The 12,710-nt window shown below is 67.7% G+C and carries 12 protein-coding genes; 4 read left to right on the plus strand and 8 right to left on the minus strand.

The window, feature by feature from the left end:
• Position 1: 1 nt before the first annotated feature.
• Positions 2-1,603, minus strand: coding sequence for an AfsR/SARP family transcriptional regulator (locus VK682_RS21425; protein WP_230797623.1), 1,602 nt, complete (start codon positions 1,601-1,603; stop codon positions 2-4).
• Between the two features lie 176 nt (positions 1,604-1,779).
• Between VK682_RS21425 and VK682_RS21430 the strand changes: the two genes are divergently transcribed.
• A complete protein-coding gene (locus VK682_RS21430) occupies positions 1,780-2,958 on the plus strand; it encodes a phosphatase PAP2 family protein (RefSeq protein WP_230797622.1) in 1,179 nt (392 codons plus the stop codon).
• Between the two features lie 92 nt (positions 2,959-3,050).
• Here the strand turns inward: VK682_RS21430 and VK682_RS21435 are convergent, their stop codons facing one another.
• Complete coding sequence (locus VK682_RS21435; RefSeq protein WP_324782535.1) at positions 3,051-5,084, minus strand: S8/S53 family peptidase; 2,034 nt, start codon at positions 5,082-5,084, stop codon at positions 3,051-3,053.
• A gap of 249 nt (positions 5,085-5,333) precedes the next feature.
• On the opposite strand from VK682_RS21435, the gene VK682_RS21440 reads away from it, so the two are divergent.
• On the plus strand, positions 5,334-6,803 hold the full coding sequence (locus VK682_RS21440) for a phosphatase PAP2 family protein (RefSeq protein ID WP_230797620.1): 1,470 nt from the start codon (positions 5,334-5,336) through the stop codon (positions 6,801-6,803).
• A gap of 70 nt (positions 6,804-6,873) precedes the next feature.
• Positions 6,874-7,071: a CsbD family protein gene (locus VK682_RS21445; protein ID WP_089850589.1), complete on the plus strand. Its 198-nt coding sequence runs from the start codon at positions 6,874-6,876 to the stop codon at positions 7,069-7,071.
• 66 nt (positions 7,072-7,137) lie between these two features.
• Here VK682_RS21445 and VK682_RS21450 read toward each other — a convergent pair whose 3' ends face one another.
• On the minus strand, positions 7,138-7,824 hold the full coding sequence (locus VK682_RS21450) for a hypothetical protein (RefSeq protein ID WP_089850728.1): 687 nt from the start codon (positions 7,822-7,824) through the stop codon (positions 7,138-7,140).
• Positions 7,825-7,855: 31 nt separating this feature from the next.
• Entirely contained in the window at positions 7,856-8,572 is a 717-nt protein-coding gene (locus VK682_RS21455; protein ID WP_089850591.1) for a DUF1194 domain-containing protein, read from the minus strand.
• Between the two features lie 177 nt (positions 8,573-8,749).
• Here VK682_RS21455 and VK682_RS21460 point away from each other — a divergent pair, with 177 nt between their 5' ends.
• The gene (locus tag VK682_RS21460) at positions 8,750-9,100 is read left to right on the plus strand and encodes a hypothetical protein (protein ID WP_230797619.1); all 351 of its coding nucleotides are present in this window, start codon (positions 8,750-8,752) and stop codon (positions 9,098-9,100) included.
• Here VK682_RS21460 and VK682_RS21465 read toward each other — a convergent pair.
• The 4 genes from VK682_RS21465 to VK682_RS21480 all read right to left on the minus strand — a co-directional run bounded on the left by VK682_RS21465 (position 9,079) and on the right by VK682_RS21480 (position 12,544).
• Positions 9,079-9,300, minus strand: a complete 222-nt coding sequence (locus VK682_RS21465; RefSeq protein ID WP_131821857.1) for a hypothetical protein — start codon at positions 9,298-9,300, stop codon at positions 9,079-9,081. The two genes, VK682_RS21460 and VK682_RS21465, sit on opposite strands and share 22 nt — an antisense overlap.
• A 163-nt stretch (positions 9,301-9,463) precedes the next feature.
• On the minus strand, positions 9,464-11,422 hold the full coding sequence (gene parE, locus VK682_RS21470; RefSeq protein ID WP_230797618.1) for a DNA topoisomerase IV subunit B: 1,959 nt from the start codon (positions 11,420-11,422) through the stop codon (positions 9,464-9,466).
• A gap of 99 nt (positions 11,423-11,521) precedes the next feature.
• Complete coding sequence (locus VK682_RS21475; protein WP_230797617.1) at positions 11,522-11,812, minus strand: hypothetical protein; 291 nt, start codon at positions 11,810-11,812, stop codon at positions 11,522-11,524.
• 120 nt (positions 11,813-11,932) lie between these two features.
• A complete protein-coding gene (locus VK682_RS21480; protein WP_230797616.1) occupies positions 11,933-12,544 on the minus strand; it encodes an outer membrane protein in 612 nt (203 codons plus the stop codon).
• Between the last annotated feature and the right edge of the window lie 166 nt (positions 12,545-12,710).

Here is a 12,710-nt window from a genome sequence, read left to right on the forward strand (position 1 = left end):
GTCACAGCAGCGCGCGGATCGGCTCCAGCAGGCCCTTGCTGCGCAGGGTGCGCACCGGATAGGCGTCATCATTCACCAGCCGGTCAAGGCTGAAGCCCGGCTCGATCCGGGCCAGCCGTTCGGCCACGGCGCGCGCCTTCTCCAGCTGTCCGTCCAGCGCGTAAAGCGCCAGCAGATGCCGGTGCGCGGGCCGGAAGGAGGGCGCGGCGCGGGCCGCCGCCTCTCCGGCCTCGATGGCCATATGCGGCTCGTTGCAGGCCACGCTGACGATGCAGTGATACAGATCCCACCAGTGGCGGAACGGGGAATGCCGCGCGATGCTGCGGGCGTGGCGCGACATGTCCAGCGCCTGCCGGTGATCCCCCGCCAGCATCCGCGCCACCGCCAGCGACAGCCAGCCAAAGCCCCCCGCCGGGTTGCGGTCCACCGAGCGTTCCGCCAGTTCAAGCCCGCCCGCCGCATCCCCCATCGCCATGACCCGCACCTGACTGACCAGCGCCTGCACCAGCGCATTGTCGGCGCCCTGTTCCAGCGCCTTGTGGTTCAGCATCTGGGTTTCTTCGTAAAGTGCGGCCAGATCCGGCTCCAGCAGCTCGATCATCTGGATGGTGCGGATCAGGCTGCGCCACGCGATATAGATGCCGTTGCGGTCGACCTCATGCGCCTGCAGCAGCAGGCTGTCGGCCTCGCGCAGCGCGTCCGGCTGGAAGGTGAACATGCGATAAAGCGCCAGCCGCGCCAGCGCCGTGGCCCGGGCTTCGGGGCGGGCATTCTCGATGGCCAGCGGCAGGCGGCCCAGCGTGCGGTCCGCCGCCTCGAAGATCATCGCGCAGATCGCGTCGTCAGAGCCAAGGATGGTCTCTGCCGACACGATGGGCTGCAGCTTGGAATAGAGGATGCGCGCCGAGGGAAGATGCACCACCTTGGCAAAGACATGCAGCCTGCCGTCGCTGTCCATCAGATCGCAGGTGATTTCCAGATCGCCGCGATCCTCGGCGCCCGCATCCACATGCCGTCCGGACTGCCGCCATGCCCGCACCTGTTCGGCGATGTTTTCGCCGATGCGGTTGGCAAGGATGTCGCCCAGCACCTCGGGCAGGCCGGTGCCGTTCAGGCTGGTGCGGCAGCGGATCAGCAGCCCGCCGGGCAGCGCGGGCCGCGCCGCCCCCACCCGGTCGGCAAAGCGCGAGCGTTCGCTGCGCAGCCAGTCCTCGAATTCGGGATCGCGCACGTCCAGCCCTTCGAGCAGGTCGAACCCGTCTTCGATGCGGAACTCGTTTTCCAGCACGTCCACATGCAGGCGAGCCGGATCCAGCCAGACGCTGCTGCGGTCGGCCCCCAGCACATCCTCCCACGGACCCAAGCTCCGGCGCAGCTTGCTGAGCGCCTGCCGCAGATTCGCGCTGGCCTGTTCGGGGGCAAAGCTGGACCACAGCTTGTCTTCCACCCAGCGGCGCGGGCGGCGCATGCCGGGCGACAGCATCAGCAGGGCCAGAACGCCCTGATTCTTGGCGCCCTGCGGGGTGATGTCGACGCAGTCGGGTCCGGTCACGCGCAGCGGACCGATCATCTCCACCCGCAACAGCTGTCCGTCGGTCGTCACACTCCTGTCCCCGCGGCGAGACCTCACCGGGGTTTACGCTAGCACCACCTCACGTTTGCGGCAACGGGCGTGAAATGATCGTTAATTGTTTCGAGGGGGGCTGAAATTCCTTTGACCGAACTTGCGGCAGCCCGATTAGATGCGGGGCGGACAGGGCTGCAGCATACGGGGGCAGGATGACGATTTTTGGCGGGCAGGGAGGCCAGGGCGGCCAAGGCGGTCAGGGCGGCCAAGGCGGTCAGACCGGGCAGGGCGGCCAAGGGGGCCAGGGGGGGCAAGGTGGTCAGGGGGGCCAAGGCGGCCAGACCGGGCAGGGTGGTCAGGGGGGCCAGGGCGGGCAGGCTCATGCCGGTGGCACCGCCTCGCCCTATCTCAGCCTTGCGCTGGCCAATGCGCGGGATGGCACCGTGGGCTACTGGTCGGGGGCGGCCTCGCGCAGCCCGGTGACCACCGGGCAGAGCGCGTGGAAAGCCGTGCAGCGGATGGATGCCTTTCCCCGCCGCGCCGTGGTCGATCAGGCGCTGGGATCTCTGTTTGCCATCGATCTGGCGGACAGCGCCGCCGCCAATGCCGTGGGCCATCTGACCCTGCGCGGCCAGACGCTGGTGACGCTGCACAAACCCGACGACGCTTTGCTGGTGCGCAGCCAGCTGCCGCATCTGCGGGCGGCGGCGGATCTGCGCATGGACCGGCTGGCCGAAATTCAGGTGCAGACCTCTGACATCCTGTCGTTTTTCGGGATGCTGGGCTACATGCACCCCGAAGCCACAAAATGGACCCACTGGTTCGCGGGGGCGGTGCTGCGGCTCTGCACGCTGCTGGAGATGCCGCTGAAGCTGGGCTTCGACGTGGCGCGGCCCATCACGCTGGCCTATGAGGTGCAGCCGATCATCCAGACGCCGGGGCATGGCGCATGGCCCAGCGGTCACGCGACAGAGGCTTTTGCCGTGGCCACGCTGCTGCTGCGGCTGTTCACCGAAGGGCCGTTCGATCCCAAGGCGGCGCTGGCGGCGGGCAGTCCGTTCTACCGCCACGCCGCGCGGATCGCCGCGAACCGCACGGTGGCCGGGGTGCATTACCCCACCGACAGCATGGCGGGCGCGGTGCTGGGGCTGACGCTGGCCGAGGCGCTGGTGCGGCTGTTGGATGGCGCGCTGGCCGATCCGGTGGCAGAGGTCCAGACCGCGAGCCGCACCTATCGCGGCGACACCTATGAGGGCGATTTTACGCTGGGGCGGCTGGCGGCGGAACTGGCGGCGGGACAGCATGTGACCGAAACCGCGATTGCGCTGGATCCGGTCCTTGTGCCGGTCTGGATGCGCGAGATGTGGCGCAGCGCCCTGACAGAGGGATAACGGGTTTGTGTGAGGCCGGAGCCGCTTTGGTGGGGGCTTTGGAGCGTGCGAGTGGGCCGGGGCAGCGATGCTCCGGCCATTGCTTTTGCGGCTCAGTAGACCGGCTGTTCCTCGGGGGCGTGACCGGGCGCCCATGGCGACACCACCCAGACCCCCAGCCGCGCGCTCTGGTCATGCGGCACGCTCCAGAACCCCAGATCAGCGGAAAAATCGCTAAGCTGGGTTGAGCCGGGCACCAGCCGGTTGCGGCACATCCGGTCGGCGGAAAGGCCAAGCGCGCGCGTGATCCGCGCTGCGGCGGCGCTGGTGCCGTTGAAGGCCCGGCTGCTGCCGGAGGTGGTGCCGGTGCCCGCAAGCCCGGTCAGGCCGGGGCCCCGGTCGACCAGCGCCGCCACGGTGGGCATGGGCAGGCACCAGTCCGCCCCTGCCGCGCTATAGGGCGCGGGCCAGAGCGTGCCGCGCACCGGGTCATGCCGCGCCGCGCCCGCCGTGACGATCTGCCGCCCGCTGGCGCTGGCCAGCGCGTTGAGCGTGCCGTCATGGCGGATGGCGCAGTCCGGGGCCAGCGCGCTGTGATCCTGCCGGTCGGGATGCCAGTCATAACCTTCGGGGCTGTCGAAATAGGACTGCCGGGCGCGCGGGCGGTAGCCGGTCAGGCTGTCGTCGCGCTGGATCTGCAGATGCAGCTCCAAGGCTGCCGCGCCGCTGTGGCGGCAGATCACCTGCCAGCGCCCGGCGGGGGCCAGCGGTTCCGGATCGGCGCAGTCGGTCGGCGCCAGCGCCACCACCAGATGCGCGGGCTGGATCACCCCGCCCCCCAGCCTGCGGCGGGCGACATGGCTGATCCGGGCCACGGGGGCGGCACCCTCCAGCAGATCGCGGCAGGTGCCGGGGCGCATCGGCACAAAGCCGGAGGCGGGCCCGCCCGGCGGCACCAGCGCGATCTCCAGCCCGTCCAGCGTCTGGCCGGGGCCGGGGCGCAGTTCCAGATAGCTTTCGGTCTGGTCGCCGGGCTGCACGATCCAGTCGATCTGCTGCTCCGTCTCGGCCCCGGCGGCAAAGCCCAGCCTTGCGGTCAGCCGGTCCTCAAAGCCGTTGCCGAAGGACCAGATCACCCGCACCGGCTGTTCCTTCACCTCTTCCCACAGCCGCGCCTCGCGCGCGATCTGGTATTCGGCAAAGCGGGTGCCGTCCTTGGGCCCGGCGGCGATGCCCATGGACAGGTTGACCAGCACCGGCGCGGTGGGGTCGATTTCGGCGGCGCGGCGCAGGATCCAGCGCATCGCCATCACCATGTAGCTTTCCATCAGGATGCCCGAGGTATCGGCAATGGCCTGCGGCGGCAGCTGCACCGCCAGAAGCGGCCAGTCCCGCACGGGATCCCCGGCATCGAACGGGTCGGCGCCCGCCGCCAGATCCAGCATATGGGTGCCATGGCTTGCGGAATGTTCGGTGGACCGGTGCGCCTCGCGCCGGATCAGACGGCTGTTGATCTCGGCATAGACCGAAGCCTCGTCCATCAGCCCGTCGAGCAGGGCGTCGATCTGCGCGCGGCCCAGCACCTCGCCCGACCGGGCGGTGCCGGGGCTGCCCGCCTGTTCCAGCGCCTGCAGCCAGACCGCGTGGAACCGGGTCGCGCCCTCCTTGCGGAAGCGCGCGTTGAGAAAGGCGATGCCATCGTCGATCAGCGCCACGATGGGCTGGCCGCTGGCGGCGGGGGCTGCGACCGGTGCCGGGGCTGCCGCCATGGCGGGTGCCTCGGTCAGCGCCACCGGAAAGCCGGTGTCGAGCACCTGATAGAACCCCGCCGCGTCCGGGTCGGGCGTGCCCAGCCCCCGATAGAGCGCATATTCGTCGGGCAGGCCCGCATCGGTGGCGGGATCGGCGCAGCGGGCGGTGAGCACGGCAAGCTCATGCGGCTCCATCACCAGCGGATCGGCCGGATCGCTGACGGCGGTCAGCAGGGCGGCGCGCGCCGTCTCGGGCTCGCCGCGCAGGCGGATGAAGATGGGCTCGTGCAGCGGGCCCGTGGGGACGGGATGCCGCCGCTGGCGGGTGAGCCATGCAAAATCCAGACAGGCATCGCGGATCTCCGCGGGGGTGACAGCAGTCCAGCGCAGCGACATGGCCGATCCTTTCTGACGGTGGCGGGCGGGATCAGCAAAGCGGCGCGGCTGGCGCTGCGTCAAGCGCGCTGCGGCGATTTGCGGTCAATTCACGCGCCATCCCATGCAAACCCCTGTGCCACATACGCGGTTTTTGCCGGGAGGTCGCGGACGGGTCACGGTGGGTTCACGCAGTTTGGGCAGTCTTTCCTTACCTTTGGTAAAGAGATGCGGCGCAGCAGGGACCGCAAGCGACGGGGGAACGGCACCATGTCAGGACGAACCGCAAGCGACAGACGGAACTTTCGCGTCATTGACGGCGGGCGCAGCGCCGGAGAGGGGCTGTCAGCCAGTCTTCACCCCCCGGCGGCCCCGCAGCTGTCGGCGGCGGAACTGGCGGCGGACATGGCCGAGCTTTATGCGCTGGCGCTGGTGCGGGATGTGCCGTTCACGGCGCTGCAGGATCCGCATACCGGCGTGTGGATCGACGGGCGCACGCGGTTCACGCTGCATGAACTGCTGTGCGAACTGCGCAGCCTGTCGTGGTTCGATGCCTCTGGCCGCGTGGCGCAGGACACCGATGCCGAGGCAGGCGCGCGCCGCGATCTGCGGCTTAATGGCGATGGCCAGCTGACCCTGCGCAGCCTGTTCCGGGGCGTGGTGGCGCGACCGCTGTCGGGGATCCGCGTCTCGGCCTTTCACGAGGATGACAGCAGCGCCGATCCGGTGGCCGATCCCGGCGCGCGTCCCGCCGCCGAGGCGCCGATGTCGGCTTGGGTGGAATGGCTGGAACGCAGCACCGGCGCCCGGCTGACGCTGCCCGGTCACGCCACCTGTGGCGTGGGGCCCGAGCTGACGCCGCGTCTGCTGACCGACCGGCTGCGGCAGGCGCCGGTGGCGCGGGTGCATTTCAACGCGGCCCTGATGCTTCTGGTGCGCGGCACCGCCTTTGACGAAGGGCTTGACCCGCAGGGCGGGACCGATCCGATCAGCGCGCAGCGCCTGCTGGCCCTGATGGCCGAGGCGGCGGAACGGGCGGCGGCGCTGGCGCTGCGGCGGCAGGCCCGTCTGGACCGGCTGAGCCGCCCCGGCGTGGTGGCGGCGCGGCTGACCGCCCTGCTGGCGCAGGACGAGCCGCGCGGCGGCGATCCGCTGCTGCGCGAAGTGGCCGAGGAACTGCAGACCGGTGCGCCCGGCCTGCTGCACTGGATCACCCGGCTGAATGCGCGCCACGGGCGCACGGGCCGCTTCCATGACATGCTGCTGCTGCCGCCGCTCTGCGGCGAGGGCGGGATGCCGCACCGGGCCGAGGGCGCGGTGCAGGGGGTGGTCACAGGCGCGCTCTGCACGCTGCTGAAGGCGCTGTTCGACACGCGGCGGCAGGCGCGGCTGCGCATGGTGGGGGAGGCGGCAGGCGGGCTCGACATCACCGCCGAGGCGGACCGGCTCGCGGCGGACGTGCTGCTGCAGCGGTCGCTGGCGGGCAGCCATTTTCAGGCGGAGAACCATCAGGATCTGCGCATCGGCGAGGCGGTCGCGCTGCAGGTGCTGCGGGACTGGCTGGAGGGGCTTGATCACGGCGCAAGCCTGAGCTTCTGCAATTTCGACGGCCAGCGCATCAGCCTTGTCAGCCACCGCCGCGCCACCGGCCAGACCGAGGTCGGCTTCTGCCGCGACGGTCGGCCCGCCGCATGGCCGATGCTGCACCGTCCGGGGCAGGGGCATCTTGCCGTGATCTGACACAGGCCCGGGAACCCGGAGGCGGTTTTGCGGGTTGATCCTGCGAAGACAGACCTAGGAGGGTTTTGAAATGAACTGGGATCAAATCGAAGGCAACTGGAAGCAATTCACCGGCAAGGCCCGCGAACAGTGGGGCGATCTGACCGATGACGAAGTGCAGCAGGCCAAAGGCAACCGCGAGCAGCTGGCCGGCGTCATCCAGAAGAAATACGGCATTGCCAAGGAAGAGGCGGAGCGTCAGGTCGACGACTGGCAGCGCACCCTCTGACCGGCCTGTTTCCCTCAGGCACATCAGACAGACGGGGTCCTTCGGGGCCCCGTTCTGCTGTCTGCCTCAGTGACAGATCTTTGCCGTTTCGGCGCCGTCCCATGGCAGGATCAGCGCGGGACGGCTGATCGCCGTCTCCAGCCCGGCCAGCGGCATCGCCTCTGAAATCATGGCGCGCATCCGGCGGGTGCGCGGCGCCTCCGGATCCAGCAGGCGGCAGCAGACATATTCCTCGACCAACGCGCCCTGCTGTTCATAGCCGTAATCCAGAAACCGGCTCTGCCCTTGGGGATCGAAAAGATAGGGATCAGCGGTGCGCCCGTGTTCCGATGCCGCCTTCAGCGGGGTGTAGCCGGTGCGGGCGCGGTTCTGCCATTGCCAGACATGGGTCATCTCATGGGCCATCAGCATGGCGGCATAAAGGTTGATGCGCTCCGGATACTCCGCCATGTAATCGTCCAGATACAGATCCTCGCGATAATAGACATGGTTGAACAGCGCCATGGCGCCGGGCTGCACCGTCACGGTTTCCCCGCGCGAGGGCGGAAAGATCCGTTCCATGCAGGTCAGCCGCGGGCGGATCGGGCGCTGGTAGGTGACGGCGGCGGCCCAGAGCCCTTCGTGAAAGCGCACGCGGCGGGGATCAACCTGATCCCCCTGCACGTCCTGCACGAAAGCCCGTTCGTTGGGCGTCAGCGGGCGCCCGCAGGCGGCGGCCAGACACAGGAACAGGGCAAGACACAAAAACCGCATGGCCAGACTGGAGCCCGGATTCAGCAGAAGATCAAGGCGCTTGACGCGCTTGGGCGACATGCCGCGGCAGCGTGCCGGAGATTTCAAGGATCAGCTTGCGCTTCACCGCCTCGGCAAAGCTGTCACGGCTTTCGGCGGTGACGACAAAAGCGCCGACGCCGCCGATGATGCGCCGCTCATAGACCGCCTCCAGCCCGCCCTGCGCGCGGCCCGGATCGTCGGGGCGCAGGATCGGCAGGGCATTGATGGTCACGCCCTGGGCCACCACCTGATCGCGCGATTCCTCGATCCCCGGACCGGACCAGTTGCCCGCGCTGTCGCCGGAAAAGTCGATGACGCGGCGCCAGCCTTCGATGTCGTTCTGATCCATCAGCCGCAGCCCTTCCAGCAGCGCGGCCCCGATGGCGTTGCGGCCATAGGCCTGCCGGGGCTGGGCCAGCAGCGTGTCGGCAAAGCCCTGCGCCGCCTCCGGCCCGTCGATCAGGGTCCAGTCCACCACCTGCGCCTGATTGGCGGCCCATTCCACATAGGTGACGGCGATATGCCCATAGGCGGTGCCCGTGATCACCGCCAGCACCTCGGGGTCGGTGATGGCCTGCGCGTATCCTTCACGCTGGAACAGCAGTTCCTGCTGGGTTATCGATCCTGAAGCATCGGCCAGCAGCACCAGTTCCAGATCGGTGTCCTGCGCCGCGCCGGGACCTGCGGCGCCCAGCAGGGCCACGAAAGCGGGCAGCACGAGGCGCATGGGCCAGATCCCTTTGCGGTTGCTGGGTCAGTCTGCCGCGCCAACGGACAGTTGGGAACCCCCCGGCCCGCACGCGTCCGTGAACGGGCACTGGATCGTTGCACGCTGGGGCTGTATCAGGCAGATTCATCCCTGTGTGCCCTTGCGGTCTGGCAGGCTGGCGCACAGGTGAAAGGCGTGACCGTGCTGAGTGAAGAGAAGTCGCTTCTGGCTGCGGAGCTGGCCCTTGGGCTTCTGACTCCGGAGGACCATGCCCGCGCCCTGCGCGCGGCAGAAGCGGATCCCGAGCTTCGGGAAGAACTGGCCCGCTGGCAGCACCGCCTTGTCCCCTATCTGGAACCCGCACCCGAAGTGTCACCCCCCGCCCGCAGCTTTGCCGCGATCGAGGCCCGGCTGTTCGAAGAGCCGAAACCGCAGAGCCTTTGGGCGCGGATCATGGCGCCCGAGCTTCGCGGCTGGCTCATGCTGGCGGTGCTGGCCAAGCTGGGGGTGCTGGTCCTGCTGGCTTACGCGCTGTTTTCGCCGTAGGCGCGGTCCTGACAGGGCAGACGGCCAAGCGCGGTCCAGATCGCCAGCGCCGTCACCAGCGTGGCAAGGAACACGACCACGACCATGTCCAGATGGCCGGAAAGCCCTTCCCGATAGGCATAAAGCCCGGTGGCGAGCAGGGGAATGTGCACCAGCAGGAAGCACATGAGCTGAAGCTTGAGGAGGTAAGATCTGGTCATTTTCATTATCAGACGTCTGGCTGAGGGTAGGTTAAAGCAGGGACACTCTGAACTTTACGCCTCAAAAGTCTGACAGGTTCCATTTGCCCGCGCAACGACTGCGGGCAAAAAATGACGCGCTTTCGCGTCATGTCAGTTCCGGTGTTGCAGCGAGGACGCGGCCTCAGACGTCCAGTTCTTCGACGAACCGTGCGTTTTCAGAGATATACTGGAACCGCAGCTCCGGCTTCTTGCCCATCAGCCGTTCCACCAGATCGCTGGTTTCGCCCGGCAGATCTTCGTCGATGGTGACCCGGATCAGCTTGCGGGTGGCGGGATCCATGGTGGTTTCCTTCAGATCCTTGGCGTCCATCTCGCCCAGACCCTTGAAGCGCTGCACGTCGATCTTGCCCTTGCCGCCCAGCCCCTTGGCCATCATCCGCTCTTTTTCCGCGTCATCGGCCACGTAAAGCCGCCGTGCGCCCTGCGTCAGCCGGTAGAGCGGCGGGCAGGCCAGATACAGATGCCCCTGATCGATCAGCGGCCGCATCTGGGTGAAGAAGAACGTCATCAGCAGCGAGGCGATATGCGCCCCGTCCACATCCGCGTCGGTCATGATGATGATCTTTTCATAGCGCAGATCATCCAGATTGAACTTCGTGCCCATGCCCACGCCAAGCGCCTCGCAGAGGTCGCTGATTTCGGCGTTGGACCCCAGCTTGGACGAGGCCGCGCCCAGCACGTTCAGGATCTTGCCCTTCAGCGGCAGCAGCGCCTGCGTTTCGCGGAAGCGCGCGCCCTTGGCCGACCCGCCCGCCGAATCGCCCTCGACGATGAACAGTTCGGTGCCCTCGCGGTTCTTCGCGGTGCAGTCGGTCAGCTTGCCCGGAAGCCGCAGCTTCTTGGTGGCGGATTTGCGCGCGGTTTCCTTTTCCTGACGGCGGCGCAGACGCTCTTCGGCGCGCAGCACGAGGAAATCGAGGATCGCGCCCGCCGATTTGGTGTCGGAGGCCAGCCAGTTGTCGAAATGGTCGCGCACGGCGCCTTCGACCAGACGGGCGGCTTCGGTCGTGGCCAGCCGGTCCTTGGTCTGGCCAACAAATTCCGGCTCCCGGATGAAGCACGACACCAGCGCGCAGCCGCCGGTCAGCAGATCCTCGCGGGTGATCTGCGCGGCCTTGCGGTTGCTGACCAGCTCGCCATAGGCGCGGATGCCCTTCAGGATCGCGGCCCAGAAGCCCGCTTCATGGGTGCCGCCCTCGGGGGTGGGGACCGTGTTGCAGTAGGACTGGATGAACCCGTCGCGCGAGGGCGTCCAGTTGATCGCCCATTCCACCTTGCCCGCCGCGTTGAATTTTTCGCGGAATTCCACCGTGCCCGCAAAGGGACGGTCGGCATAGGTGCGCGAGCCGCCCAGCGTTTCGGTCAGATAGTCGGACAGACCGCCGGGGAAGTGGAACGTGGCCTCGACCGGGGTTTCCTTGTCGTCGATGGCGGATTTCCAGCGGATTTCCACGCCCGAAAACAGATAGGCCTTGGAGCGGACCATTTTGAACAGCCGCGCGGGCCGGAACCGGTGTGCGCCAAAGATCTGCTCGTCGGCGTGGAAGGTCACCGTGGTGCCGCGCCGGTTCGGGGCGGCGCCGACCCGTTCCACCGGCCCCAGCGGATGCCCGCGCGAGAAGCGCTGTTCGAACAGTTCCTTGTTGCGCGCCACCTGCACCACCAGACTGTCGCTCAGCGCGTTGACCACGGAGGCGCCCACGCCATGCAGGCCGCCCGAGGTTTCATAAGCGTCGCCCGAAAACTTGCCGCCCGCGTGCAGGGTGCACAGGATCACCTCCAGCGCGGATTTGCCGGGAAATTTGGGATGCGGATCAATCGGAATGCCACGGCCATTGTCGCGCACCGTCAGCGCGTAATCGGCATGCAGCTCCACCTCGATGCGGGTGGCGTGACCCGCCACCGCCTCGTCCATGGAGTTGTCAAGAATTTCGGCCACCATGTGGTGCAGCGCCCGTTCGTCGGTGCCGCCGATATACATGCCGGGCCGCTTGCGCACCGGTTCCAGCCCCTCGAGCACCTCGATGGAGGAGGCGTCATAGGTTGGGCCTGCGGTTGCGGCAAGAAGATCATCGGCCATATGTGCTGCTCGTTCCCGGATTCTGATTGCGCCCGACTATGACAGAGCGGGCAGGCAGGGAAAAGCCCCGCCCCATGATACGGTGGGTCCGTCCCGGCGTCACGCCGGATCTTGGGGATCCTCCGGGCTGTCCGGAGACAGGGTCGACCAGTGTTCGCCCATGGCCACGATGCAGGAAGTGCCGGAGGCATAGGCGATGACCATGGTCCAGTCGCCCTGCGGGCCGGTCCACAGTTCCATCACCTGATCGGGGCCCTGCAGGCCGGTCGAGGTCAGCCGCGCGCCGAACTGTCGGCTGAGCCGGTCGGTCATGCGGGGCGCGGCGTCGCAGACCACCTCCGCGATGGGGGAGGCGGCGGGAGCCTGTGTCGCAAGCAGCAGGGGAATCACAAAAAGACCGCGCATACACAGGAGTGTAACAGCGGTGTGAAAAATCACCTAGCGCGGCGGCTGTGGCGCAAGAAAAAACGCCCGGCCCTTGGGGGGCCGGGCGCTACGGGCGTCGCTCGATCAGAAGCGGTAGTTCAGCGACACGTTCAGCTGCGTCGCGTCAAGCTCCAGATCGCTGTCGTCGAAGTCCTTGAACTCGTTGTAGGTCAGCTCGGTGCCCAAGGTCCAGTTGTCGGACACGAAGGTTTCAGTCCCGAGACCCACATAGTAGCCGTCGGAATCGCCTGCATCCAGCGTGCCGCCATCGGTGAAGGCCTTGGCATAGCCGCCGGTGCCGTAGATCAGCGTGTTGCCGGCATCATAACCGGCGCGGGCGCCAAGACGGAAGATGCCGTCCAGATCGCCGGCATTGCCCAGATCGGCGTCGGTGCGGTCATACTGCATGCCGGCACCGCCGACCCACGAGCCGAAGTCGTGGTCATAGTTCAGGCGGGCGCCATAGACGCCTTTCTCTTCGTATTCCTCGGAGGATTCATCGGTGTTGAACCCGCCATAGCCCAGCTGGATACCAGCCGAGGGACCGGTCCAGTCGCGGCCCAGCGGGGCGGCGGGAACGGGAGCCGGGGTTGCGATGACGGGCTCGACCGGAGTGGCCTCGAGGTTGCCAGCCAGAGCGGGCGCGGCAAAGCCGCCGATCAGCAGGGCGGGAAGGGCGATACGCGAGAATTTCATAGGTTCTGCTCCTTAGTTTATTTGTCTTCAGGCCCGTTTCGGGGCGTGTGACTGCGGTTGAAACCATATCGGGAGCGGGAATGATCCACACAACAGGGTCACGTCTTTGTGCTGTTGCGGAACCGTCACGAAAGCCGGGGGCAAAGGCCGCGACCGGCCAAAGCCC

This window comes from Salipiger marinus (genome assembly GCF_035481585.1).
In the GTDB taxonomy this organism is placed as follows: domain Bacteria; phylum Pseudomonadota; class Alphaproteobacteria; order Rhodobacterales; family Rhodobacteraceae; genus Salipiger; species Salipiger marinus.

Coding starts and splice junctions, on each gene's coding strand:
- VK682_RS21430 (WP_230797622.1), top strand. CDS start 1,780: ATGACGATTTTTGGCGGGCAGGGAGGCCAGGGCGGCCAAGGCGGTCAG.
- VK682_RS21465 (WP_131821857.1), bottom strand. CDS start 9,300: ATGACCAGATCTTACCTCCTCAAGCTTCAGCTCATGTGCTTCCTGCTG.
- VK682_RS21435 (WP_324782535.1), bottom strand. CDS start 5,084: ATGTCGCTGCGCTGGACTGCTGTCACCCCCGCGGAGATCCGCGATGCC.
- VK682_RS21440 (WP_230797620.1), top strand. CDS start 5,334: ATGTCAGGACGAACCGCAAGCGACAGACGGAACTTTCGCGTCATTGAC.
- VK682_RS21480 (WP_230797616.1), bottom strand. CDS start 12,544: ATGAAATTCTCGCGTATCGCCCTTCCCGCCCTGCTGATCGGCGGCTTT.
- VK682_RS21450 (WP_089850728.1), bottom strand. CDS start 7,824: ATGCGGTTTTTGTGTCTTGCCCTGTTCCTGTGTCTGGCCGCCGCCTGC.
- parE (WP_230797618.1), bottom strand. CDS start 11,422: ATGGCCGATGATCTTCTTGCCGCAACCGCAGGCCCAACCTATGACGCC.
- VK682_RS21445 (WP_089850589.1), top strand. CDS start 6,874: ATGAACTGGGATCAAATCGAAGGCAACTGGAAGCAATTCACCGGCAAG.
- VK682_RS21455 (WP_089850591.1), bottom strand. CDS start 8,572: ATGCGCCTCGTGCTGCCCGCTTTCGTGGCCCTGCTGGGCGCCGCAGGT.